Source organism: Bacillus sp. FSL K6-0069, assembly GCF_038007785.1.
Classification (GTDB): domain Bacteria; phylum Bacillota; class Bacilli; order Bacillales; family Bacillaceae_G; genus Bacillus_A; species Bacillus_A mobilis.
Genome location: NZ_JBBOXN010000001.1, coordinates 368933 through 394978, shown reverse-complemented (window position 1 = coordinate 394978; position 26046 = coordinate 368933). Strand labels below are relative to the sequence as shown.

19 protein-coding genes and 1 riboswitch are annotated in these 26046 nt (G+C 36.1%); of the genes, 10 read left to right on the top strand and 9 right to left on the bottom strand.

The window, feature by feature from the left end; genetic code table 11:
* The first annotated feature begins 239 nt into the window (after positions 1–239).
* The 5 genes from MHB74_RS02040 to ahpF all read left to right on the top strand — a co-directional run bounded on the left by MHB74_RS02040 (position 240) and on the right by ahpF (position 7220).
* Positions 240–3176 (top strand): histidine kinase, encoded by a 2937-nt coding sequence (locus MHB74_RS02040; protein WP_061678065.1) that lies wholly within the window; start codon positions 240–242, stop codon positions 3174–3176.
* On the top strand, positions 3176–3949 hold the full coding sequence (locus MHB74_RS02035) for a response regulator (RefSeq protein WP_061678066.1): 774 nt from the start codon (positions 3176–3178) through the stop codon (positions 3947–3949). Before MHB74_RS02040 ends, MHB74_RS02035 begins: the two co-directional genes overlap by 1 nt.
* A gap of 164 nt (positions 3950–4113) precedes the next feature.
* A complete protein-coding gene (locus MHB74_RS02030; protein ID WP_061678067.1) occupies positions 4114–4551 on the top strand; it encodes a DUF3978 family protein in 438 nt (145 codons plus the stop codon).
* Positions 4552–5115: 564 nt separating this feature from the next.
* On the top strand, positions 5116–5679 hold the full coding sequence (gene ahpC, locus MHB74_RS02025) for an alkyl hydroperoxide reductase subunit C (RefSeq protein WP_000924417.1): 564 nt from the start codon (positions 5116–5118) through the stop codon (positions 5677–5679).
* Between the two features lie 14 nt (positions 5680–5693).
* Entirely contained in the window at positions 5694–7220 is a 1527-nt protein-coding gene (gene ahpF / locus MHB74_RS02020) for an alkyl hydroperoxide reductase subunit F (protein ID WP_000599491.1), read from the top strand.
* 49 nt (positions 7221–7269) lie between these two features.
* Here the strand turns inward: ahpF and MHB74_RS02015 are convergent, their stop codons facing one another.
* Together MHB74_RS02015 and MHB74_RS02010 are read right to left on the bottom strand one after the other, a co-directional pair.
* Positions 7270–7878 (bottom strand): SAM-dependent methyltransferase, encoded by a 609-nt coding sequence (locus tag MHB74_RS02015; RefSeq protein ID WP_061678068.1) that lies wholly within the window; start codon positions 7876–7878, stop codon positions 7270–7272.
* A 216-nt stretch (positions 7879–8094) separates the two neighbouring features.
* The gene (locus MHB74_RS02010) at positions 8095–9210 is read right to left on the bottom strand and encodes a M20 peptidase aminoacylase family protein (protein WP_061678069.1); all 1116 of its coding nucleotides are present in this window, start codon (positions 9208–9210) and stop codon (positions 8095–8097) included.
* 276 nt (positions 9211–9486) lie between these two features.
* Here MHB74_RS02010 and nhaC point away from each other — a divergent pair, with 276 nt between their 5' ends.
* On the top strand, positions 9487–10908 hold the full coding sequence (nhaC, locus tag MHB74_RS02005) for a Na+/H+ antiporter NhaC (RefSeq protein ID WP_061678070.1): 1422 nt from the start codon (positions 9487–9489) through the stop codon (positions 10906–10908).
* Here nhaC and MHB74_RS02000 read toward each other — a convergent pair.
* Positions 10897–12168 (bottom strand): hypothetical protein, encoded by a 1272-nt coding sequence (locus tag MHB74_RS02000; RefSeq protein WP_061678071.1) that lies wholly within the window; start codon positions 12166–12168, stop codon positions 10897–10899. The genes nhaC and MHB74_RS02000 overlap by 12 nt on opposite strands.
* Positions 12169–12260: 92 nt before the next feature.
* Between MHB74_RS02000 and MHB74_RS01995 the strand changes: the two genes are divergently transcribed.
* Entirely contained in the window at positions 12261–13370 is a 1110-nt protein-coding gene (locus MHB74_RS01995) for a mandelate racemase/muconate lactonizing enzyme family protein (RefSeq protein ID WP_061678072.1), read from the top strand.
* 15 nt (positions 13371–13385) lie between these two features.
* A complete protein-coding gene (locus MHB74_RS01990) occupies positions 13386–14081 on the top strand; it encodes a hypothetical protein (RefSeq protein WP_061678073.1) in 696 nt (231 codons plus the stop codon).
* A gap of 193 nt (positions 14082–14274) precedes the next feature.
* On the opposite strand, the gene MHB74_RS01985 is transcribed toward MHB74_RS01990, so the two are convergent.
* Both MHB74_RS01985 and MHB74_RS01980 read right to left on the bottom strand, forming a co-directional pair.
* Positions 14275–14982: a M48 family metallopeptidase gene (locus MHB74_RS01985; protein WP_061678074.1), complete on the bottom strand. Its 708-nt coding sequence runs from the start codon at positions 14980–14982 to the stop codon at positions 14275–14277.
* A gap of 94 nt (positions 14983–15076) precedes the next feature.
* Positions 15077–15595 carry a YehS family protein gene (locus MHB74_RS01980; protein WP_061678075.1) on the bottom strand — a complete coding sequence of 173 codons (519 nt, stop codon included), beginning with the start codon at positions 15593–15595 and terminating at the stop codon, positions 15077–15079.
* Between the two features lie 360 nt (positions 15596–15955).
* Between MHB74_RS01980 and MHB74_RS01975 the strand changes: the two genes are divergently transcribed.
* On the top strand, positions 15956–16582 hold the full coding sequence (locus MHB74_RS01975; protein WP_061678076.1) for a hypothetical protein: 627 nt from the start codon (positions 15956–15958) through the stop codon (positions 16580–16582).
* Between the two features lie 58 nt (positions 16583–16640).
* On the opposite strand, the gene MHB74_RS01970 is transcribed toward MHB74_RS01975, so the two are convergent.
* From MHB74_RS01970 to rlmD, 4 genes are all read right to left on the bottom strand, one after another.
* Positions 16641–18281, bottom strand: coding sequence for a thiamine pyrophosphate-binding protein (locus MHB74_RS01970; RefSeq protein ID WP_061678077.1), 1641 nt, complete (start codon positions 18279–18281; stop codon positions 16641–16643).
* A 17-nt stretch (positions 18282–18298) separates the two neighbouring features.
* Positions 18299–21094, bottom strand: a complete 2796-nt coding sequence (locus MHB74_RS01965) for an EAL domain-containing protein (protein ID WP_061678078.1) — start codon at positions 21092–21094, stop codon at positions 18299–18301.
* 573 nt (positions 21095–21667) lie between these two features.
* Positions 21668–22657 (bottom strand): tRNA dihydrouridine synthase, encoded by a 990-nt coding sequence (locus tag MHB74_RS01960; RefSeq protein ID WP_061678079.1) that lies wholly within the window; start codon positions 22655–22657, stop codon positions 21668–21670.
* 248 nt (positions 22658–22905) lie between these two features.
* The gene (gene rlmD, locus MHB74_RS01955; protein WP_000105045.1) at positions 22906–24282 is read right to left on the bottom strand and encodes a 23S rRNA (uracil(1939)-C(5))-methyltransferase RlmD; all 1377 of its coding nucleotides are present in this window, start codon (positions 24280–24282) and stop codon (positions 22906–22908) included.
* A 121-nt stretch (positions 24283–24403) separates the two neighbouring features.
* Positions 24404–24505: riboswitch (purine riboswitch) on the top strand.
* 202 nt (positions 24506–24707) lie between these two features.
* Here rlmD and MHB74_RS01950 point away from each other — a divergent pair.
* Entirely contained in the window at positions 24708–25904 is a 1197-nt protein-coding gene (locus MHB74_RS01950; protein WP_061679422.1) for a NupC/NupG family nucleoside CNT transporter, read from the top strand.
* The last annotated feature ends 142 nt before the right edge of the window (positions 25905–26046 follow it).

Here is a 26046-nt window from a genome sequence, read left to right as displayed (position 1 = left end):
TTCAGTGCTACTGATAATTCATTTGCACCACTCCCATACTTACAATGGCTATATTCATCTAACCCCTTTCCTTATCTTTGAACTTTCATGTAGAACATTATTTCCTCTACATTACAGGATACGTCATTAAAAACCACAGATTTCATAACATGTAAATACATTAAATCTTTATATTTAATATATACAATTTAAATATTGGAAATTTTATTATATATTATTGAAGAAGAGGTGATTACTCCATGTGGAAACAAGCCATCGGTTGGCTTCTCATCACTGTGATGATTTTTTTAATGATACATATTAACTTTCGAGATAGTGATACAAATCTCATTCAAAAACGTGCACAAAATGGGACAATCGACTTACGTGATCTTCCTTCAAATGCGAAAATATTATCTTTAGCAGGCGAATGGAAATTCACCCCAAATAAATTTGTGGATGTGAACCAATTTCAAGAACAAGCTCCAAATCAACTTGTGCCAGGACAGTGGGAATCCAAGGCACAATATGGTTCTTATCAATTAAAAATCGAGCTACCTAAGCATTTTTCTGAAGTTGGTTTTCGCATTCGAAACATTTGGTCCGCCCATACCATTTATGTAAACGGCGAAAAGGGTTCTGAAATAGGTCAGATTGGAAAATCAAAAGAAGCTACAAAACCTGAAAATCCATCATATGAAATGTATTTAAAACCGAAAACAAAAGAATTGCTCATAACAATTCACGTTTCAAATTTTTACAATGTACGCGGAGGTATTATTTTCCCAATCGATTTCGGTGACGCTAAAGCGATGCAAGAAGACGTAGCTGAAGATACAAATATCGAATGGACAGCCGTTTCCATCTTATTAGTTTTTAGTATTTTTCATCTAACTATCTTTTTATTACGTAAAAAAGATGATGGCTTTTTTTATAGCGGTTGTTATTTCCTAAGCCTAGCACTAATTGTTATGACACGAGGAGAACGTATATTACTTCGTGCGGTTCCTAATATCCCTTTTGAATTTTATTTTCGCTTACAGGACTCTATTACATTTTTTAGTGCTATTTTATTACCACTATTTATTTCAAAAACTATGCCGACTATTATAAATAAAAAACAACTGCTTTTATTATTTTCGCCTTTCTTTATTTATAGCGTATGTATAATCCTATTTCCAGCTCGAGCACTGTCAAATCTACAAACACCATTCTTTTTTTATATGAATATAATGTTGTTGTGGATTATTCTGAGAATGACTCAGCTCATCATACAAAAAAAGTGGATTATTAGTAAAAACGAAATTTTAATTTTCACCCTGATGTTACTTACTCTATTTATGTTTCTTTTTAGCGGTACACTCGAACAACTTTTTGCATCAGGTCGTAATATATTTAACCGCTTTGGGCTACTAGGGTTCATTATTATGATGAATGTTTTTTTAGGCACACGTTTTATTAATCGTACCGAAGAGGCCGAGCACTTATCAAAAAAATTAGAAGCTATTCATTTCACAAAAGATTCTTTTTTAAAAGTAACAACACAAGAATTAAAAGATCCTTTATACCATGCAATTAATTTAATTAAATCTGTAAAAGCTAATGATAAAAAGGAGAAACATTCAAATGAGCTACATGTATTAGAACAGCTTACAGAACGTTTACTATACCTTACTAATGATCTACAAGATTTTACAAAAATTAAATTTCATGATTATTCTTTTACAGCAAAATCAACAAATATAAAAATGGTTGTGAATCATGTTTATAAATTAATGGAACTACCTCTCTCAAGAAAACATATTACGTATCAAGAATATGTACCAAATAATTTACACGGATTAGTAGATGAAGACCGATTAACACAAGTGCTTTACCGCATTTTAGAAGAATGTTGTTACTATGCAGTAGATGGAAAAATTGTTATTGATGCTCAGCATATAGGAGAAAATATTCATTTAACCTTTAAAGCAACTAGCAACTCTACCGTTACTTATGAAGATACTCGCACTGAAATCGGGTTATTAATAAGTAAAGAACTACTAGAACGTATGGATGGACATTTGCAGGTAGATTACTATAAAACTTCTATCTTATTTAAAATCCAAGTTCCTTTTTATGAATATAAAGAAATACATACTATTTTACAGGAACAACATAATTTTAAAGAAGTTTCTCAAGCAAACACTAGTATGCTGCCAACAATCTTAATTGTAGATGATGATGTCATACATACAGAGGTACTAAAATCTTTACTAGCAGAAACATACAATATTACCATTGTGCATTCGGCTCAAGATGCTATTTTCTTATTAGAGAGCACGAAAGATTTCGAGCTTCTTATCATAGATGAAACTCTTCCTGAGATTGGAGGCGTCGAACTAGCTAAACATATACGCAAAAAAACATCAGTATTAGAATTACCTATTCTAATGTTAAGTTCAAAAGATTATCCAACGAATGTAGATCATTTATTTGCAAGTGGAATAACTGATTACTTAGTCAAACCTTGTACAAAGCAAGTACTATTAGCTAGATTACATACTATTTTCCAAACAAAAGAAGCGATACTGAAAGCATTTGAAAATGAAATGGCCTTTCTACAGGCACAAATTAAACCGCACTTCTTATATAATGCAATGAGTAATATTATTTCATTTTGTTATACAGATAGCGAACGGGCTGCACATCTCCTAACGATGCTAAGCTCCTACTTACGCTATATATTTGAATCTGGAAACGAAACAAATTACTCTACATTACAAAAAGAAGTTTCTATCATTCAAGCATATGTAGAAATAGAAAAGGCACGATTTGGCGAACGTCTTTCTTTTTCATATGAAGTTAATACTATTGAATCTTTAGATGAAATATATATACCTAATTTACTCGTACAACCACTTGTGGAAAATGCAATACGCCACGGTCTATTTGAGAAAGAAGGAAACGGTCATGTACAAATTAATATAAAACAAATAAAAGAAATTTTATTTATACAAGTAATAGATAACGGGATTGGAATGTCAGAAACAACCATACACAATTTGTTAAATGGGACTCTTCAGAACCAAGGAATTGGATTTTCCAATGTTTTACGTCGTGTTCGAAAGTTTTCCAATGGAACTATAGAGATTTATTCTATTGAAAATAAAGGAACAACTATTAATGTAACGATTCCATTAAAGGAGAGAATGTAGTGTGGCGAATAGTAATAATAGAGGATGAAAAGCCTATTCTAGATTTACATAATCATTTATTAACAAAACATGGTGGATTTCAAATTATTGATACTTTCCAATCACCATTAGAGGCAATTAACATGCTTCCGGATTACACATTAGACGCTATTTTACTAGATATTGAAATGCCTAAAATGACAGGAATTGAACTCGCTAAGAAATTAGTAGATGACGGTATCGATGTCCCGATTATCTTTTCTACTGCTTACCCCAATTATGCTTTAGAAGCGTTTCGGGTACAAGCTCTCGATTATATATTAAAACCGTTAACACCTAACGCTGTACAAGATTTAGATTACCGCCTAAAAAAATATTACGGTGTTCCGAATCAACAAAGAAGTTCAAATACACTTCAAGTACAACTGTACGGTAATACATTTATAAAAAAAGACCATCAATCACTAAAGTGGCCTACCCGTGTAACAGAAGAGCTTTTTTATTACTTCCTTCTCCATAAAGAAAAAGCTGTTTCGAAGTGGCAGATCCTTGATGATATTTGGCCTAACATAGATGAAAAACGTGCATTAGCAAATTTGTATAATACTATTTACCGAATACGCCAACTATTTAGCGAGCTAAATATCCCTCTCAAAATCGAGCGTACAACTGATGGTTATGAAATGCAGATTAACCAAACAGTTCAATTTATAGAAACACACAATACCGACGACCTATTATTAGAGTCCAAAGGATATTTATGGGCTTACAAACTTCAAAATATACAACTTTAAGAAACCTGTTTCTAAGCTGAAACAGGTTTCTTATTTTATAACAAATACCTTGAGAGATTTTTGAGAGAAACGTTTGATATATTAATAAATACAAATAAATCATATTTAAAGTATTATCCCATTTCATAAAACTATTTTCTTACTATCTATATAAGGAGAAAAAAATGAGCACTCACAATAATCCAGATATTATGCTTACAAACATTGAATCCATTTCTGACAGGACCAATTTTAATTTATATTTACAAGAATCCAATGATTTCGATCCTAATCTTATAAAATGCACCATGTTAGAATTTATCGTCACAAAAGACAGTGTAAAGATTTACATAAAACATACACCAAATTGCGATTCTGAAATTTATACGATCAAAGAGTACATGATTCCAAGCTCAGCATTCCATTACGTTTTCCCAACCATTCATGAAAATAACGAGGAAATATCCGTACACATGCAATGTTTTGGTATACATGGCGAACTACTCGTTGCCGAAAAATTATTTATCCATAAAAACATTCAGTTAAGTTCTAAATTGCGTACATTTTTCGAAACACTGAACAGCAATATACATAACGCCCTACACGCATTAAAAAAGGATTAAAAGGTCCCCTATCAAGTCACATTACACTTGATAGGGGATTTTTTAATCCTTTAATTTTACAAAAGAAGCTGAGTTATTTCTTTTTCTCTAACCCCTCGCGAAACAATTTACACTTCAATATATGTCCAATAAATGAATAATTAAAATAACAGTAATTTTTCAAAAAGATTCCGATTCATTTTGTTTTATTTATCTCATCATTCTTTGTACAATAAAGTAAGAAGTTACTTTTCAACCACATAACCTACTAAAAAATCTTTCCTCAAAACATTTAATTATCATCTATATGTTTCAAACTTAAATGTAAACAACCTTCCACCTATGATTATACTGATTCCTTTACAACTAAATTTTCTACTCTATCACTGCCAAACTGTTTTATCATCTTAATTGAGAATAAATATTAATTAAATTGATATAAAGTTGGTTTATTCTCTTGACAAAATAACCACTTCTATATGATAATTAATATCGAATTAGAATTATTATAGTTAATTAAAAAATATATTTTATGAGCACACTATTTTTTGATGCTCAAAACCAACATTTAGGAGGAATTTTAATATGTTATTAATCGGCACAGAAGTAAAACCGTTTAAAGCTAATGCTTACCATAATGGAGAATTTATCCAAGTTACTGACGAAAGTTTAAAAGGAAAATGGAGTGTAGTTTGTTTCTACCCAGCTGACTTCACATTCGTTTGCCCAACTGAACTTGAAGACTTACAAAACCAATACGCAGCTCTTAAAGACTTAGGCGTTGAAGTATACTCTGTATCTACAGACACTCACTTCACTCACAAAGCATGGCATGATAGCTCAGAAACTATCGGCAAAATCGAATACATTATGATTGGTGACCCAACTCGCACAATCACTACAAACTTCAACGTTTTAATGGAAGAAGAAGGTCTTGCTGCTCGTGGTACATTCATCATCGATCCAGACGGCGTTATCCAATCTATGGAAATCAATGCTGACGGTATCGGCCGTGACGCAAGCATTCTTGTTAACAAAATTAAAGCAGCTCAATACGTACGTAACAACCCAGGTGAAGTTTGCCCAGCTAAATGGCAAGAGGGTTCTGCAACACTTAAACCAAGCCTTGACCTTGTAGGCAAAATCTAAGGAGTTCGATCAAAATGATACTAGATGCAGATATAAAAACACAACTATCCCAATACCTTCAGTTAATGGAGAACGATATTTTACTTAAAGTAAGCGCTGGAGACGACGACGTATCTAAAGATATGTTAGCTCTAGTAGACGAATTAGCTACTATGTCATCTAAGATTACAGTAGAAAAAGTTGAATTAGAGAGAACACCAAGCTTTAGCGTAAATCGCCCTGGTGAAGACACTGGTGTCGTATTCGCTGGTATTCCATTAGGACACGAATTTACTTCATTAGTGTTAGCTTTACTACAAGTAAGTGGACGCGCTCCAAAAGTTGAACAAAAATTAATCGATCAAATTAAAAACATTCAAGGCGAATATCATTTTGAATCTTATATCAGCCTAAGTTGTCATAACTGTCCTGATGTTGTACAAGCTCTTAACGTAATGAGCGTTCTAAACTCTGGTATTACACATACTATGATTGATGGCGCTGCATTCAAAGAGGAAGTAGAAAGCAAAGACATCATGGCAGTACCAACAGTTTTCCTAAACGGCGAATCTTTCGGAAGCGGTCGTATGACACTTGAAGAAATTTTAGCTAAAATGGGTAACGGTCCAGATGCATCAGAGCTTTCTGATAAAGATCCATACGATGTTCTTGTTGTTGGTGGCGGCCCTGCTGGTGCAAGTGCGGCAATTTATGCAGCACGTAAAGGCATCCGTACTGGTATCGTTGCTGAGCGCTTCGGTGGTCAAGTAATGGATACTATGGGTATTGAGAACTTCATCAGCGTAAAACGCACTGAAGGTCCTAAGCTAGTAGCAAGCCTTGAAGAGCACGTAAAAGAATACGACATCGATGTAATGAATCTACAACGTGCAAAACGTTTAGAGAAAAAAGAACTTATTGAAGTGGAACTTGAAAACGGCGCTATTCTGAAAAGTAAGAGCGTAATCGTTTCAACAGGTGCTCGCTGGCGCAACGTTGGCGTACCAGGTGAAGCTGAGTTCAAAAATAAAGGTGTAGCATACTGCCCACACTGTGACGGTCCATTATTCATTGGAAAAGACGTAGCAGTTATCGGCGGAGGTAACTCTGGTATTGAAGCAGCTATCGACTTAGCAGGTATTGTTAAGCATGTAACTGTTCTTGAATTCATGCCAGAATTAAAAGCTGATGCTGTATTACAAGAGCGTCTTAACAGCTTACCAAACGTAACTGTTCTGAAAAACGTTCAAACGAAGGAAATCACTGGTACTGATAAAGTAAACGGTATTTCTTACATCGATCGTGAAACTGAAGAAGTTCATCACGTTGAATTACAAGGTGTATTCGTACAAATCGGTCTTGTGCCAAACACAGACTGGTTAGGCGAAACAGTTGAACGCGCTCGCGGTGAAATCGTAACAGACAAGCACGGCGCTACAAACGTACCAGGAGTGTTTGCTGCAGGTGACTGTACAAATAATCCGTACAAACAAATCATCATCTCTATGGGTTCAGGTGCAAACGCAGCTTTAGGTGCATTTGATTACTTAATCCGTAACTAATTATATAGACGTGAGTAAAAAAAAGCAGGTGCCTTGGCACCTGCTTTTTTTATAATCTTAATGTATAAACTAAAAACCTCTCATTCCCATTCTTCTCATAAGCCCCAGGCAACCTTACTTCCCTCTTTAGCTCAAACGCAGTCTGATTCTCCAAGAAGAAAATATAATCTTCAGAAGGATAGTATAAAATAATATCGACTTCTCTCTCCGTCTCTTCTACCGAAAGTAAAATATTATTTACTACGTTCATAAATACTTGTACAGAAAATGGATTGAAGAAATAAAACCGGTTATCCCGTGGATCGATTTCATATTCCTGCGCTAAACAACATTCAAACCCAATCTTATCTTTACTGTTTCTTACCTTTCGTGCATAGCGCTCTAGATTATCCATTGCTTCTTTATAAAACTCTTCATTCATTTCAATTCCAACCGCTGAAGCGCCACACTTATGGTGCATGTAAAAGTTTAATCGTCCTTTTCCGCATCCAAAGTCTACAACTCGGTCGCTACTTCTTATTTCATATTGATTTAATAGTTCATCTAATCCGCTATATGGCGTTGGTTCATAACGATGATAGTGCATAGACTTGTTAAAGCCCTTTTGCTCACCGACAGTTTTTATATTTAAAACTGCATCATAATATTGTTCGTTCATTGATTTTCTCCTATTAAGAAATGGTACTTATTATTATACACCATGTACTGGAGACTCATTTTTCATTGGATTAACTGATACGTGAAATTATATCGACGATTTTCTGAATATATCTATCATAACTTCAAATATATCAACGATTCTTTCAATATATCGACGTTTCGACAAGGAATATCGACTTACCGACAAATTCCTACAAAAAAAAACAGGAGCTCTCTAGCCCCTGTCCTCTAATACTTTCCATACAGTTTGTTTCAATATTTCTACTCCATCCATAATACAACTATGATCGAACTTCATATACGGATGGTGTAATCCAGGTTGTAGATTGGCCCCTAGTCCAAGCATGACAGCTTTTAAATGCGGTCTCTTCACTGTGTAGTAATGGAAATCATCGCTTCCTGTCGTATACAGTGGTCCAGTGCATCCCTCTTCCCCGTATACTTCAAGAATGCCTTTTCGCATAAAGCGCTCAGCTTCTTCTGACACTTCAGCTCCTGGTGCGAGGTCGATCCATTCATACGATACTTTAGATCCCATTGATTCAGCCGACAGAATTACTCGCTCTATTTTTTGCTTCAATTCATTTAGTAATATGTTATTTTCTGCTCGAACATCTAAGCTAAAATGGCCGTTCCCCGGAATAATATTTAAATTATCTCCACCAGCTTGGCACCTCGTCATCTTCACTGAATAGGAACTTTGCGGTGGTAACCATATATTTTTTAAACCGATATTAATCATAGAAATGACATCAATTGCATTAATCCCTTGATGCGGACGTGCCCCATGTGCATCATCTCCATGAATCGTTCCTTCTAAAAATCCTGCTGCTCCGTGACGAATAGATGGGGCAGCTTGTTTCAAAGGTAGTTCTTCAATCGGGCGCAAATGAACACCGAATAGGAAATCTGCATCATCCACGGCACCCTTCTCTACCATCTTTAAAGAACCATTTCCTTTTTCCTCTGCCGGCTGAAAAATAAATCTAACTGTTCCACTATTCCATCTCATATTTTTCAATTGTAAAATAAGCCCCATCACAATTGTCATATGAGCATCGTGACCACATGAATGATTCGCTTTAAATTCTCCGTCCACTTCTTGCCAAAGTGCATCCATATCTGCACGAATCGCAATAACTGGATTCCCGCTTCCGATTTCAGCAATCACGCCTGGGCAATCATCAAATATTTTATATGAAATTCCTTCTTCTTTTAAAAAGTTAGTAATATACGCTGTCGTTTCATACTCTTTCCAACTCACTTCAGGGTTTTCATGTAAATGCTGAAAAATTTCAGTTAAACGCTCTTGTAGTTCTAATGTTTTCAAAGCTACATTCTCCTTCCCAAATTCCAAAACCATTCAGGTTAATTATACTTATGAAAAACAGATGTTTTTATGAACATATTGAATTTTAAGAAAAAAGTCAATTGTTTATTTTTAAATACGATCAACAACTCATTTCCACTCATTCCATAACGATAGAACATTCCTTATTTTCTGTTTTTTATTGACGCTCATATCAGTTTTTAGTTATTATAATTTAATAACGTCTATTTTGCGACAATTCTAAAAATACAAACATAAATAATGAGGAGGCAGTTTATGAAAAAAGAAATACCTTTTGGCGTAGCAATGATCCCTGTTATCGTTACAGTTGCAGTTATGATGGTTACAATTGTTGTATTAAAACAAAGCCCTCACGTCCCACTTATTATCGGTACTACCGTTGCTTCTATCGTCGCTTGGCGTTACGGTTACAAATGGCACGATATTGAAGAAGCAATGTATAAAGGAATTCGCCTCGCATTACCCGCTATCGTTATCATTATTCTAGTAGGTTTAACGATTGGTGCTTGGATTGGCGGCGGAATCGTCGCAACAATGATTTATTACGGTTTAAATCTTTTAACTCCATCGCTATTTTTAGTTTCAATTACAATTATTTGTTCTATTGTTGCATTAGCTATCGGTAGCTCTTGGTCTACAATGGGAACAATTGGTGTTGCAGGAATGGGAATTGGCCTAAGTATGGGAATCCCTGCTCCAATGGTTGCCGGTGCTATCATTTCCGGTTCTTATTTCGGCGATAAAATGTCACCGCTTTCAGACACAACAAACTTAGCTGCAGGATTAACAAATACAGATCTATTCACACATATTCGTCATATGTTATTTACTACAATTCCAGGTTTACTTATTACTCTTATCGTTTATGCGTTCTTAGGAAGAAGCTTCGGCGATAACAATATTGATGCAAAAAGCATCGATCAAACGTTACAAGTATTGCAACAAAACTTTGTTATCTCACCTTTCCTATTAATTATACCTGTAGTCGTTATGGTATTGGTCGCTAAAAAAGTTCCTGCGATCCCAGCTATTCTCGTAGGTATTATTTTAGGATTCTTATCACAAGTCTTTATTCAAGGCGGTTCTGTCTCCGCATCTGTCGGTGCACTCCAAAATGGATTTGTCATAGACACTGGCAACAAGCTAGTAGACGAACTCTTTAACCGCGGTGGCTTAGATTCGATGATGAATACAGTTTCTATGACAATTGTCGCTATGACTTTCGGAGGAGTACTAGAACATACTGGCATTCTTCGCTCAATTGTAAATCAAATTTTAAAATTAGCGACATCAGCAAAAGGACTTATCGCTTCTACTATCGCATCTTGCTTTGCAACTAACCTTACTTGCTCTGAACAATATATTTCAATTGTTGTTCCTTCAAGAATGTACGCAAATGCATACACAGAAAAAGGACTACATTCTAAAAATTTATCCAGAGCATTAGAAGATGGCGGAACATTAACTTCTGTTTTCGTACCTTGGAATACATGTGGTGTATTTATACTCGCAACACTTGGAGTTGGCGCATTCGAATATGCTCCTTATGCTATATTGAATTTCATCGTACCTATTATTTCAATCCTTTACGGCATAACTGGTCTCACAATTACGAAACTATCAGACATTGAAAAAGCAGAACTACTAAAAAAACAACAAGCTCAATTAGAAGCTTAAAGATAACGGTAAATTCAGCTCATATATTGCGCGAGGGCGCCCTTGTTGATAGGGCATTTCCTCGCCGCAAATATGAGCATACCCATAATCAACTAGTTTCTTTAATAACCTTTCTGTTGATCGGCGAGTCACTTGTAAGTATTCAGAAAGATCTGCTGCTGTAAACTTCAATGACGGATGTGATTGACTAAATTGAATAATTTTTGATAAGTTTGCTGGACTAAGTTTCGTTTCCTTCGCTATTTTCATGAGTTCCGGATTTTCATTCTTCAAACTTTGTACTCTCTGTTCTTTCGGGAACGGGCCAAATAGTTCTTTATCACTTGTTAGTATATAAAAGCAGTAGTCTATTGGATTATTCTTCGCGAAACTTTGAGCGATTTTAGCATTTTGCTCCGCTTCTTTCACAGTTTTCCCGTAACCAAATCCCATAGCTATCGTTCCTTCTATACTCGCAAATAAAGTATTTATCATATTTGTTTTTATAATCGATTCAATATCACCACGAGTCGTATACAAAATGAACGTCATTTCATCAACTTTTTTAAATGAACCATGTAGTGCTTTTGAAATGGCATCTAATTGCTCAAGCAAATCTTCTCGTAATTCTAAAGAAGAAATCATACAAGCACCGACAGTAGCTGAATGGCTTTTTGCTAACTCAGCTTTTATTTTTGCATCTTTTAACCCATGTATAATGGATTGCTTCGGATCTATCATACGCTCTGAAGGAATACCTATTTTTTGCAGTTCATCATAGACAGCGTGGATACTAGTTAAAGCTAAATGAGCTTCTCCTGATTGATATTTAGCTATATGAAAATCCGTAACTCTATTTATTTCATCTTTACTCCACAGCATATTTTCATAATCAAACACTTGTGGACTTTCTTTTATACCGATATCATGGAACACATTTGTAATGAATGAGCGATCTACTAAATCAATTGAAATTTTATGTGGTTGAATTCCTTGGTGATACATGACAGAAAGAATGGAAGATACGACAGTGGTCTCGTCTTGCTGTAAATACGTACTTGGAATTCGTAATTGTTCTCTTATTTCTTTTGCCATATAATAAGGTAAAGCACCTGAGAAAAAGATGAAGTCACAAGGCTTTAAACGCGTTAATAGTTCAGAAGATTCTGCCGGATGAAGGTAAATATATGGATCAATCTCTATTTCTTCTAGTTTATGAGCAATAGGTAAAAGTGTCTCCATAAACTCTTTTGAACCGACGACTGCAATTTTTATCATCATTTTTCTAACTCCTTATCATTAATTAACGACTATTTAACGTCAACTATATCAAATGTACAAAACTATTGTAAACAGGAAGGGGTCTCTACCTAATGAAAATTACAGCTATTCATCTTTATGCAATTCGTTTACCGCTTCGCGATCCGTTTGTTATTAGTTATGGTTCTTATTCTGATATGCCTTCTATTATCGTCAAAATGGAAACAGATGAAGGTATTATCGGTTACGGTGAAGGTGTTGCTGATGATCACGTTACAGGCGAATCATGGGAAAGTACTTTCCATACTTTAAAACATACACTTGCTCCTGCGCTCATCGGGCAAAATCCAATGAATATCGAGAAAATACACGATATGATGGACAATACAATTTACGGTGTGCCTACTGCGAAGGCTGCGATTGATATTGCTTGTTTTGATATAATGGGCAAAAAACTAAATCAACCTGTATATCAATTAATTGGCGGGCGCTACCATGAAGACTTCCCTGTCACTCACGTCTTAAGTATCGCCAAACCTGAAGACATGGCTGAAGAAGCTGCTTCCATGATTCAAAAAGGTTATCAATCTTTCAAAATGAAAGTCGGTACGAATGTAAACGAAGATGTAAAAAGAATTGAAGCGGTACGTGAACGTGTAGGAAATGATATCGCAATTCGTGTTGATGTAAACCAAGGGTGGAAAAATAGCGCCAACACATTAACGGCACTTCGTTCATTAGTTCATTTAAACATCGATTGGATTGAACAGCCTGTTGTCGCAGACGATATTGACGCAATGGCTCACATTCGTTCGAAAACAGACCTTCCGCTTATGATTGATGAAGGATTAAAAGGTTCTCGTGAAATGCGCCAAATCATTAAATTAGACGCGGCTGATAAAGTAAATATCAAACTAATGAAGTGCGGCGGCATATATCCCGCTGTAAAACTCGCTCACCAAGCAGAAATGGCCGGCATTGAATGCCAAGTTGGATCCATGGTCGAATCATCCGTTGCCTCTTCCGCAGGATTCCATGTCGCTTTCTCGAAAAAAATCATTACGAGCGTTGAACTTACAGGTCCATTAAAGTTCACGAAAGACATCGGAAACTTGCATTACGACGTACCATTTATTCGCTTAAACGAAAAGCCAGGACTCGGCATTGAAATAAATGAAGATACATTACAAGAACTAACCGTCTTTCAAGACGTTGTACGCTAAAGGAGGACTAAACACATGACAGTTCTATACAAAGGATCATTAAAACAAAATAACGAGCCATTTCACGTTACATTACTATCACTAGAGCACATCGATCAAATCTTATCACTACAAAACGTTGTAGTTGAAGCGCTAGAGGATAAAAGTCGCCTACAACCACTCTCGTTAGAAGAATTTCAATACATTCTAGAAGGAAATGGCATGATGATCGGTGCTTTTATCGAAAACGAACTCATCGCATTTCGTGCCCTACTCGTCCCTCCTATTGACGATGAACATTTAGGACTTGATATTGGTATAGCAGAAAGTGAACTGCACCGCGTTATCTATCAAGAAATCTCAAATGTTCACCCGAACAGCCGAGGAAATGGGATGCAAAAAATATTAGCGACAGTTATTATGGACGAATTACAAAAAGAAGATAGCAAATACGACTATGTTTGTTGCACCGTTGCCCCTTTTAACATTCCGAGTTTGAAGGATAAGTTTGCGCAAGGAATGGAGATTGCTGCATTGAAGGAGAAATATGGTGGTAGTATGCGGTATGTGTTTGTGAAGGAATTGCGTGGGGACAAGGTAAGCGATTGGACAGAGATTGAGAACGTTCTGATGAGCGATGCTGGTGGACAGCAGGCGTTAATTTCGGAGGGGTATCGTGGGTATGAGATGGAGAAAATAGACGGAGATTTTGTTGTGAAATTTGGACGATAATTGCTAAGTAAGAAAAAGGAGATGTCTGCTGTGACATCTCCTTTTTCTTTATTGAACATATCGATTGCAACTCCAAATATATCAGCGATTTTCAAGATATATCGGCGCAACTCCAAATATATCAGCGATTTTTGAAATATATCGACTTACCGACACACATTGCCAATAATCGCAACCTATATAAAGCGCATTACTAAACCGTCATCTTCCAACTAGATAATGCTAACCAATTCTCCATTTCCTTATAATCAGGCATTATTTTCCCGACAAGACGCCAAAAAGATCGATCATGATTTAAATGAACCATATGGCACATTTCATGAACAACTACGTAATCAATTACTCGCTGTGGTGCCATCGCTAGTTTCCAATTGAATGTTAGCTGTAAATTTGAATCGCAAGTACCCCACGTGCGACTACTATCTGTAATACGAATAGAACGTGGTTTTGTTTTGAAGTTACTTTGATGCACTTTAATACTCTTCTCTACTAATGACTTACACTGCTTATAATAAAATCGTTTTAACGCTTGTTGTATTTTCTCATCCTTAAGCTCTTCCACATAAATATGTAGCTTATCTCCTTCAAACACTGCACTGTCTTGCGTAATACTTGCATCTTGAGAAATCTGTATCGGATACGTATTTCCTAAATATAGAAAGCCCTCTCCTTGATCATAATCTTTTTCCTGCGGTCCAAGCGCTCGCTCTTGCATTTCCTTACCTGTTTTCTGAATCCAATCCCATTTCTCCTCTAGCAACTGGACTAAGTATTCAACAGGTGTTCCCTTTGGAGCCTGCACTTCCACATTTCCGTACGAATCTACAAAAAGACGCACCGACTTTTTCTTTTTATAAGTTATATGAAAATTAATTGTCTCACCTAAATATGTATGTACCATTTCATCACCTAACGTATTATTTTACAAATAAAAAAGAGTAGGATACGAACGCCCTACTCTACCTATTATATCATTTACCGCTTTAACAAACTCGTTACCCTCTATACTTTACGCCTAATCCCTTAATGAAATTCCTTGCGTATCTATCGCCGCACTCTTTGTAATTTTTATGGCCTTTTTTTCTCAATAGGGCTCCTAGTTCTCCCTTTGTTACCGTAACGCCTACGCTATCTAATATATCAAGTACATCCTCACTCGTTAAAGATAGTGCAATTTTCATTTTCTTTAGAAGAAGGTTATTCGCACTCTCTTTGCTTTGTACAGGTGCCGGTTGTCCTGGTTTCGGATCTTGCTTCCCTCTTTTTAAAGTAATAAATCCATTGAAAAATGCCTCTAACATCATCATATCGCATGTTAATACGTACTCGTCTTCGACCACATCATCATTTTCAACTTCATGCTGAGGCGCTCTCTTTATTTTTGTAAGCATATCAACTACGTCTTCTTTCGTTACTTCCATACCACCAAGTTTAAAGATTTCTACCATATCTATATCTCTTATATCTAAAGCGTACCTTACTCTTTTTAATATATCATTGTTGCTCATTGCCATTGTTTTTCCTCCTGAAATGTTGATTATAGTAATGCTTTTAGCATGTATAAATGAATGTCGTTAAGTTACTACTTTAACATTTTAGGGGGAGGTTTTGTAGTCTTAGGTGGATTAATGCGTGTGGGGATTAAACCTAAGAAGGGATTTGAATGCTTTTTGGGTCACCTTTACCTATATTATTTTTTTATAACAATACACAGATGTTAATTAGTATAATAGAGTAACAACATTTTAAGAGCTTTCAGTTGAGTGGAGAATATCCAGCCTATGTTTTCAGCAGAAGCGTAATTTAATTTGTAAACTCTTTCTATGTTACGGATAAAAAACCTACTTTATTTTTACGATTGGAGTTTGTTGGTCATGTTTAAAAAAGGTTTAGAACGAGTGAAAAAAGTAGAATTAATGGACAAACAGCTTGATTCTTATCAAGGAAAAGTAACTAGTACCGAGATTTGTAACATTGTAATGTCTATTTTCAAATTTGATTTAACAACTAAACCTGTTCTATCCAAAGAATGGATAATGGCAGAAGCAGTTTCCTCAACTGAAAACATTGCTAAAATGGCCATAGATTCTACCCTTTCCCGTTACGGAGAAAAGGTTACAGGAATAGAGATTCGCCAACTTATCAATCAAATTTTTGGTATTAACTTAGATGCGATATCCTCTTTAGAGGGAGCAAGAATTTCTTTATTTTCTAAAGAGCAGTGGGTTGTTCGAGATGGACAAGACTTATTTGTTGTTCATACTGGATTAGGAGATGTTGATGTAAAAATTTTTCCTACCGACTATTTCACTGAACAAACTGGATTAGAGGAATTGCCAAAGACCCTACAGCAATCATTAACAAACTTTGGGTTCTCTTGCGATGAAGAACACGGATATTATTACTCAAATCCATCTGGAGAAGCAATTCCAGATGCCTTTAAGGGGCAGATCATCGGAACAATTCTGAAGAAAATTCACGATTCATATCAATCTTTATAAAAAAAATCATATAGGGATTCCCTATATGATTTTTTTATAGTCGGTGAATACAACAACTTTATTTTCCGAAAGACGATAAAAATTTAACTCTATCTCCCATAGGAGGAGTATTGTTATCGACTAAAGCAACCTCTAAAACTGCTGGCCCATTTGAATTCATTAAGCCGTTTATAACATCTTGATTGATATCTTCTAATTCAGTGATTCTGTAACTTGGGATATTCATAGCCGCGGCCATTGCGCTAATATGAATGGATTCCTGTTCGAAGGATGGATGAGTCCTACGAAACTGTAGCGAATGACCATGATATACCATCCCTAAACGGGCATTATTCATCACAACAAATAAAATTGGCAAATTGTATTCCTTTGCCGTCAGTATTTCCATTCCGTGCATGAAGAAACAACCATCACCCGTAATACATACAACAGGGCGTTCCGGTTCAGCCAGTTTTGAACCAATCGCTGAACCAATCCCGCTTCCCATTGCGCCAAAATGCACATTAATATTATAGGAGTCAAAATCTATGACCTTCATGTGATGGATAACATACGCCATAAACTCACCAATATCAATGGTATACCTAGTAGTTGACGGTAAACATTTTTGAAGGGTCAGGAGAACATTTTTCGTATTGTATTCCTCCGTATTCTCTTCCTCTTTTTTCTTTTCAGCGGTAAGCTCAGCGCTCTCCTTTTGCAATCCTAAAGCTTTTAATTCTTCTATTAACAATAATAAACTTAAATTTATATCGCCTAGTACTGGAATATCCACGTTGTACTTCCGATTAAAGACAGATTGGTCAAAATCCATTTGAACAGAGAAGCGATCTTTTATTAAGTTTCCATTATAATTATTTGTCGCAGTTTCTCCCAAGCTGGAACCTACAATCAATAATGCTTTTCCATCACCCTCATTAATCAACGCTGAAGCAGCCTCATGACCAGCAAATCCAAACACCCCGACTAAAAGAGGATGTTCCTCAGGGATATATCCCTTTGCTTGTGGAGTTGTTATAATCGGCCAATTCAGCAGTTCTGCCACCTCTATTAATGACTCAACAGAGTTTCTTATTCCCTGTCCTGCAAAAATATAGCCCTTCTCCCTTTTTACTAGCTCTCTAGCTGTTTCTTTTATTGTATCTAGGTCAGGAACAATAGGAAGTCTTTTAGGAAGTGATGGCATTCCAACACTTTCTATATTTTCGTGTTGAATATCAATCGGTATCGCAACATGGACAGGTCCTGGCACTCCGGATATAGCTATTTCGATAGCTAGCGCGACTTCTTTAAGTACATCTTTTACATCATTAACCGTAACGCTATATTTTGTAACAGACCTGAAGACTGGTTCTACATCTAATTCTTGTGATGCATTCAAACCTACCGTATTCATGGGTACAGCACCTGTAATGAATAAAACGGGTAAATGCTCCCGCATAGCATTGGCAGCGCCTGTTACAAGATTTGTTGCACCTGGTCCGCTACAACCAATACATACACTTAGCTGATTTGTATATTTCGCATAAGCGGCAGCCATATAGGATGCTGCCCCTTCATGCTTTGCTACAATTGGTGTTAATTCAGGCATATCATACAACTCATCGAAAAACGCATTTACAGAACCGGCTGGAATACCAAATATATGTTGAACTTCATTAGCTATTAAATATTCTAATACATTTCGAGCTGCTCTCATGTTTATTCCCCATTCATTTAAAATTGATTTTCTCTATTAAAAAGTTTTTCTATGTCTTCAGCCGTTATAGGACGACTGAAAAAATACCCTTGCATCAAATAACAATTTCGTGCAGATAAAAATTCGACCTGCTCCTTTGTCTCAACACCTTCAGCAATAACATCAAGATTCAAATTCTTAGCCAGCGTAATAATAGTATTCGTAATGGCTGCATCATCTTTTGTCATATCACGAACAAAGGATTTATCAATTTTCAACGTTGAAATAGGCAAGCTTTTTAAATACCCTAAAGATGAATAACCAGTGCCAAAATCATCAATAGCGAGGTTTATTCCTAGCCCTTTTAATTTCTTCATTGTTTTTAAAGTTGATTCTGTATTTTTAACAATTAAATTTTCCGTGAGTTCTAGTTGTATATACTTCGGTGATAGCTCTACTTTCTCTAAAACGTTTTTTACGACAGCAAATAAATCACTTTGTTCAAATTGACGTGCAGATAAATTCACCGACATACTAATTAATGGAAATCCTTGATCGTGCCATTTCTTTAATTGCTTGCAGGCCTCTTCCAGAACCCATTCACCTATCGGGACTATTAATCCGGTTTCTTCAGCTATTGGGATAAATTGATCAGGCGATATCATCCCATGTTCTCGATGGTTCCACCTAATTAAAGCCTCTACTCCCTCAATCTTATTCGTTTTACCATTTATTTGCGGTTGGTAATAGATTTCAAGTTCCTCTTGTTCCAAAGCCTTATACAAATCATTTTCTAGCTTGACGCTTTCAAAGGTTCTGGTATCCATCCCTTCACTGAAGAAATGATAGCTACTTCCTGATATTTCTTTAGATTTGTACATAGCTGTGTCTGCATTTTTAATTAAGATTTCAGTTGTATCACCGTTATCAGGAAATATACTAATACCAATACTCGTTTTCATATAGATTTCATTGTCTACTAACTGAAAAGGCCTTGAAAAAGAATCAATGACACGATTTACTACCTTTAACACTTCTTTTTCGCTTTTGATATTAGGTAAATAAATAGTAAATTCATCCCCGCCCTGCCTCGATACCGTAGCACTTTTAGAGACGCAAGCACTTAACCGATTTGCAACTTCTCGTAGTAATAAATCACCGAAGCTATGTCCAAGTGTATCATTCACAAATTTAAACCTGTCTAAATCCAAATACAGAACTGCTAATTTTTCAGCATTTAATTGAGCATATGTCAGCCCTTGGGTTAGCCTGTCCTTTAATAAAACTCTGTTAGGTAAATCCGTTAAACTATCAAAATAGGCATGATATTTTATTTCTTCCTCCATTTGTTTCCGTTGCGTTACATCTTTAAAGGTAATAACTTCTCCGACAATCTCGGCCTCTTCTTTTATAGAAGAAATGACATATTCCACCGGAAAGCGGGATCGATCTTTTCTAAAAAATTGCTCGGTTTTATCGTACAGATTCCAACTCTCATCGCAATCGGAAATAGCCTGCTTTTTCTTTCCTGTTTCAATTCCGTTGAAAACCATACTGGATGGTTTTCCTATTAGTTCATTTTCCATATCATAACCTAACATGGAGGCACCAGCCGGGTTACAGAAGGTTATATTCCCTTCAAGATCTAAACCAAAAATCCCTTCCCCAGCAGAATTGAGAATCAATTCTTTCTCACGGCTAAGCTGCTGCAATTCCGTTATTACTCGTTCCAGTTCCTTATTTTTCACGGTAATTTCTGAGGTTCTCTCTTCGATAATGACTTCCTGCTTTTCCATATATAGAAGATTCGATAGCGTAGAGGTAGTTGCATCGACAATAGATTGTGACAGCTGTATTTGTGCTTCAGAATAATTGAAATTACTATCACCTAGATTGACTACAGATATTTGCCCTAATACCTCTCCCATTGAAACCAGTGGCAGCATCAAAAGTCCCTTCATGTCAAAATTACGACAAACATCATGGTTTGGCCGCGAATCCGCATAAACATCTGGAATCCAGATTGGTTTTTTTGTTTTAATAACTTCTTGCGTAACTCTATCATTGCTTTGATCAAATTGTATCTTATCGTGTGTCTTCATCCAATCTTCTTCTGTCCACTCGGAATCCTTACTTAATTTCACTGGTCTAATTCTTTTCTCAGCTAAAGGCTCTAGTAAATGAACCCCGATATTATAATTACCTAAAACCTTTCCCAAATAAGAAAAACAAGTATCCAGACTTTCCTGCATGGAGGAACACATAGATAGATCCCGTGTCACATCAAGCAAGAGCTGCTTTTCAGCAATAAGGTTTACCTTATGAGTTAAATTGTTCGCATTTTGAATGGCAACAGCCGCCATATTCACATATGCCTCAACTGTTTGAATTTCTGACTCTGTTAAATTCATGGGAATTCCATAATCAAATAAAAAAACTAGACCAAATAACTCTTCTTCAAAAGAGATAGGAAGTACGAATAAAGATTTAATTCGAAACCCTTCCACTGCTCTTGGATCCGGCCTACTATCCTTTGATGTATCAGGTATATAGATGGCTTTTTTTGTTTCAATTACTTCTTTCGCCAGCAGATCAATATCTGTATCAATGACATGCATATCCAGTGTCCATCCATTAATAACTTCCGGTTTTCCTACATACCCCCTAAACGTCCCATCTTCCTGTGGTAAATATATACCAACAGAATCGCATTGAACGATTTCTTCAGAAATTGCTATTGTGACTTGCTCTAAAACTTCACGTAAATCCAGCTTTGTATTAATCATTTTAGTTATATTCGCAAGTCGAGAATACCTCGTTTGTTCCTTCAACATAAAAACGAACTCCATTTCATTGAAAATATCTATTTATATTCAAACTTAAATTCTTATTTAAAACCAACCAATACTATCAGTTTACTATTCAATCATTACTAATTCGACAAAATATTTCATATTTCTCACTATTATAATGTTTTTTATAGATTTAATATAGGAATTGTTTGCATAATCATTTAATATTTTTATTACTCAGTTGCGCGATACATACGTTGTCATTACTAAAGGTCATACAGCCACAAAAATTCATTTACTGATGATACAAATCAGCTTACTTAAAATGAAACAAATACCACTTCATTCAGGTAACAATGTACAACATTACTTATTGCTTTTTAATACATTAAAACAAAAAAAACAGATGGGGATCCCTACTCATCTGAGTCAAAATTCCCATCTGCATATTCAAACTATCTCTACACGCCAGTCACAAACTCCACATATACAGAGTATACGTGGAAATACAAAAGCGCTGGTTGGTTCAATACGTTTATAAAACTGTTTTTTTTCTATTGTAATCTACAAAAGAAGCCAACAATAAATAGAATCCATCCCCTCTACTTCAGGGAGTTACACCGTTTCACTACTTTCTACCACATTCACACTCGCCTCAAACTTATCAAGTAATGCGCGTACTTCATCAGTTGATTTTGTACTCATCAATTGATTTCTTAGTTCAGCAGCTCCAGGGAAGCCTTTTACATAAATTTTGAAGAAGCGATGTAGTCCTGTGATGGAGCGTGGTAATACTTCTGCATATTGATCTTGAAGATCAAGTTGTAGTCTTAAAAGATCTAGGTGTTCTTTACTGCTATGCTCTCTTGGCTCTTTTTCGAAAGCAAACGGATTTTTAAAGATACCTCGTCCGATCATAACACCATCAATGCCGTATTTTTCAGCAAGTTCCAGTCCGATTTTACGGTCAGGAATGTCGCCGTTAATTGTTATTAGTGTATTTGGTGCGATACGGTCACGTAATTTTTTAATTTCCGGAATTAGTTCCCAATGCGCATCCACTTGGCTCATTTCTTCTCTTGTACGTAAGTGAATAGAAAGGTTTGCGATATCTTGTTTGAAAATATGCGTTAACCAATCTTCCCATTCGCTTAACTCTTTAAAGCCCAGTCGCGTTTTTACACTGACAGGTAGTCCGCCCGCTTTTGCTGCTTGAATAAGTTCTGCCGCAACGTCTGGACGTAGAATAAGGCCACTACCTTTTCCTCTTGATGCTACGTTCGGTACAGGGCAGCCCATATTAATATCGATGCCTTTAAATCCTAACTCGGCCATACCAATACTCATTTGACGGAAATATTCAGGATTATCTCCCCAAATATGCGCCACGATTGGTTGTTCATCTTCTGTAAAAATTAAACGGCCACGTACACTTTTCATACCTTCTGGATGACAATAGCTATCCGAGTTTGTGAACTCTGTGAAGAATACGTCTGGGCGACCAGCTTCACTTACTACGTGACGGAAAACAACGTCTGTCACATCTTCCATTGGTGCAAGTACGAAAAATGGTCGTGGTAAATCACGCCAAAAATTATCTATCATTTCAAATTCAAATCCTCTCAATATGAATGCAATTTCAAACTCTCAATAAAGTGAAACTTTAATCAGTGGGGGTTTTCTTCATCCCCCACTGGTTATTAGTTGAACCAATCGGACTTTTATGGGCAGTTGATTCCCCACCTAACTTCTTTGCTTTCGTTGAATTTTGAGGTGGGGGTCTTACTGCCCATTAAAGCGGGATAAACCAAAAAGCAGATGGTATAGATTTTCCTATATCAACTGCTTTCCTATTATACCAACTTCAGCCAAGCTACACACTCCACATGAGTCGTGTGCGGGAACATATCAACAGGTTGTACTTCCTGCGTTTTATATCCGCCTTCTTCTAGTACTTTTAAGTCACGTGCTAATGTTGCTGGGTTACATGATACGTATACGACGCGTTTTGGTTTCATGTCGATGATTGTGTTTAGTAGTGCATCATCACAACCTTTACGCGGTGGATCTACGACCATTGTGTCGGCGATTATGCCTTCTTTGTACCATTTTGGAATAACTACTTCTGCTTCCCCTACGCCAAACTCAGCGTTTGTCATGTTGTTGAGTGCTGCGTTTCGGTTTGCGTCTTCTATTGCTTCCGGAACGATTTCAACGCCGTACACTTTTTTCGCTTTTTGCGCTAAGAATAAGGAGATTGATCCAATTCCGCAATAGGCATCAATTACTGTTTCGTTGCCATCTAGTTTTGCGTATTCTAACGTTTTGTCGTATAACACTTTCGTTTGTTCTGGATTTACTTGATAGAATGAACGTGCTGAAATTGCAAATTTAATGTCACCTATAAAGTCATAAATATATTCTGATCCGTACAGTACTGTCGTTGTGTCTCCGAAGATTACGTTTGTACGTTTCGTGTTTACGTTTTGAACAATCGATTTTACTTCTGGGAATTTTGCAGCAATTTCTTCAATGATTGCTTTCTTGTTTGGTAATTCTGCTGTACGAGTAATAAAGACAAGCATAATTTCCCCTGTTACTTGTCCGTAACGAGCCATTACGTGGCGAAGTGTTCCTTTATTACGCTCTTCGTTGTATGCCGAAATACCGTGTTTTTCACAAATACGTTTTACTTCCTGGATTAATGTATCGTTTTCTTCTGCCTGAATTAAACATGATTCCATATTAATGATGTCATGTGTTCCTTGGCGATAGAAACCAGCGACAAGTCCACCTTCACGTTCTCCAATTGGTACTTGTGCTTTGTTACGGTATACCCATGGGTTCTTCATGCCAAGTACAGGGTGCACAGGAACATCGCTTAATCCGCCAATACGCTGCATAACGTCACGTACTTGTTTTTCTTTCGCTTGTAATTGTCCTTCATATGTTAAGTGCTGAAGCTGACAACCGCCGCACTGATTGTACACTGGGCATTCTGCATCTTTACGATATGGACTTTCTGTATGAAGTTTCATTAAACGACCGAATGCGAAGTTTTTCTTCACTTTAATAATTTTAATTTGTGCTTCTTCACCTGGTAATCCGTTTTTAACGAAAATAGGATAGCCTTTTACTTTCGCAACACCGGCACCATCATGTGTTAAATCTTCAAATACTACATCTATAAACTCATTTTTCTCAACTGGTGGCGTCATTTTTGTACTCATTTTCCGACCTCTCTTTTTCATAACACTGCGTTACATTTTATCATACTTATATGGTCTATTTCTATCGGAAGAAAAAAAGCTATTGACGATAGTTCTCTGTTAATGTTACGCTACTACTAATTTAATACGGACGATGTTACCTCATATATATTCGATAATATGGATCGAAAGTTTCTACCCGGCAACCTTAAATTGCTGGACTATGGGGAAAACTAATGAATATTAGCCTATGTGCAAAAAAAGACTCATATTGATTAGCTTTCTCTCATAGATGAAAGTGAATCCATATGGGTCTTTTTTTATTTTTATTTTTCTAAAAGGTCAGACATCTTACGTATGACATAAAACCTCTTTGTTTTATTTTTAGTAATATAACGAGCGTTTTATGTACAAACTTTATACGAACTTCTGAAAGGGGCAACTACATGCAATATGTAATGAGCATTATCGGTATTCTTGTCGTTTTAGGTTTATGCTTTGCTTTGTCAAACAATAGAAGTAAAATCAACTTCCGTGCAATTGCTATTATGATTGGTTTTCAAATTTTAATCGGTTGGTTTATGTTTGGCACAAAGGTTGGTCAACAAATCATTATTTTCATTGGTAAAGTTTTCAACAAACTAATTAAACTTGGTACGACAGGTGTCGATTTTCTCTTTAATGGAATTCAAAGAGATTTTGTCTTTTTCTTAAACGTACTATTAATTATCGTATTTTTCTCAGCACTACTTTCTATCTTTAGCTATTTAGGTGTTTTACCATTCATCGTTCGCGTTGTCGGCGGTGCCATTTCAAAAATCACTGGTTTACCACGCGTCGAGTCATTCCACGCAGTAAACTCTGTATTCTTCGGTTCAAGTGAAGCGTTAATCGTTATTAAAAACGATTTACAGCATTTTAACAAAAACCGTATGTTTATCATTTGTTGTTCTGCGATGAGCTCAGTTTCTGCTTCTGTTACAGCATCATACGTAATGATGTTAGATGCGAAATATGTACTAGCAGCTCTTCCGCTAAACTTATTCTCAAGCTTGATCGTTTGTTCGCTATTAACACCAGTTGATACGAAGAAAGAAGATGAAGTAATTCAAAAATTTGATAGAACTTTATTCGGAGACAGCTTTATCGGTGCAATGATTAACGGTGCGCTTGATGGTTTAAAGGTAGCTGGTATCGTTGCCGCATTAATGATTGCCTTCATCGGTGTAATGGAAGTTGTAAACTACGTAATTAGCGCAGCTTCAGGTGCAATGGGATATGCTGTTACTTTACAACAAATCTTCGGTTATATACTTTCTCCATTCGCGTTCTTAATGGGTATTCCAACTCAAGATATTATCCCAGCTGGTGGTATTATGGGTACGAAGATTGTATTAAACGAGTTTGTAGCAATTCTTGATTTAAAAGATGTTGCAGCAACATTATCTCCACGTACAGTTGGAATCGTTACAGTATTCTTAATTAGCTTCGCAAGTATTAGCCAAATTGGTGCGATTGTAGGTACAATCCGTGCCCTTTCTGAAAAACAAGGAAGCATCGTTTCTAAATTTGGTTGGAAAATGCTATTTGCATCAACACTTGCTTCTATTTTATCTGCAACAATCGCTGGATTGTTTATTTAATAAAAAATCACCTTACTCGTTGAAGTAAGGTGATTTTTTTATCTATTGTTACTTTTCTCATTCCATCCATTTTCCTCAAATGATATGATGAACAAGGGTATGTCCCCACCTCTCTAACAGCGGTGGGGATTTTAAATATAAG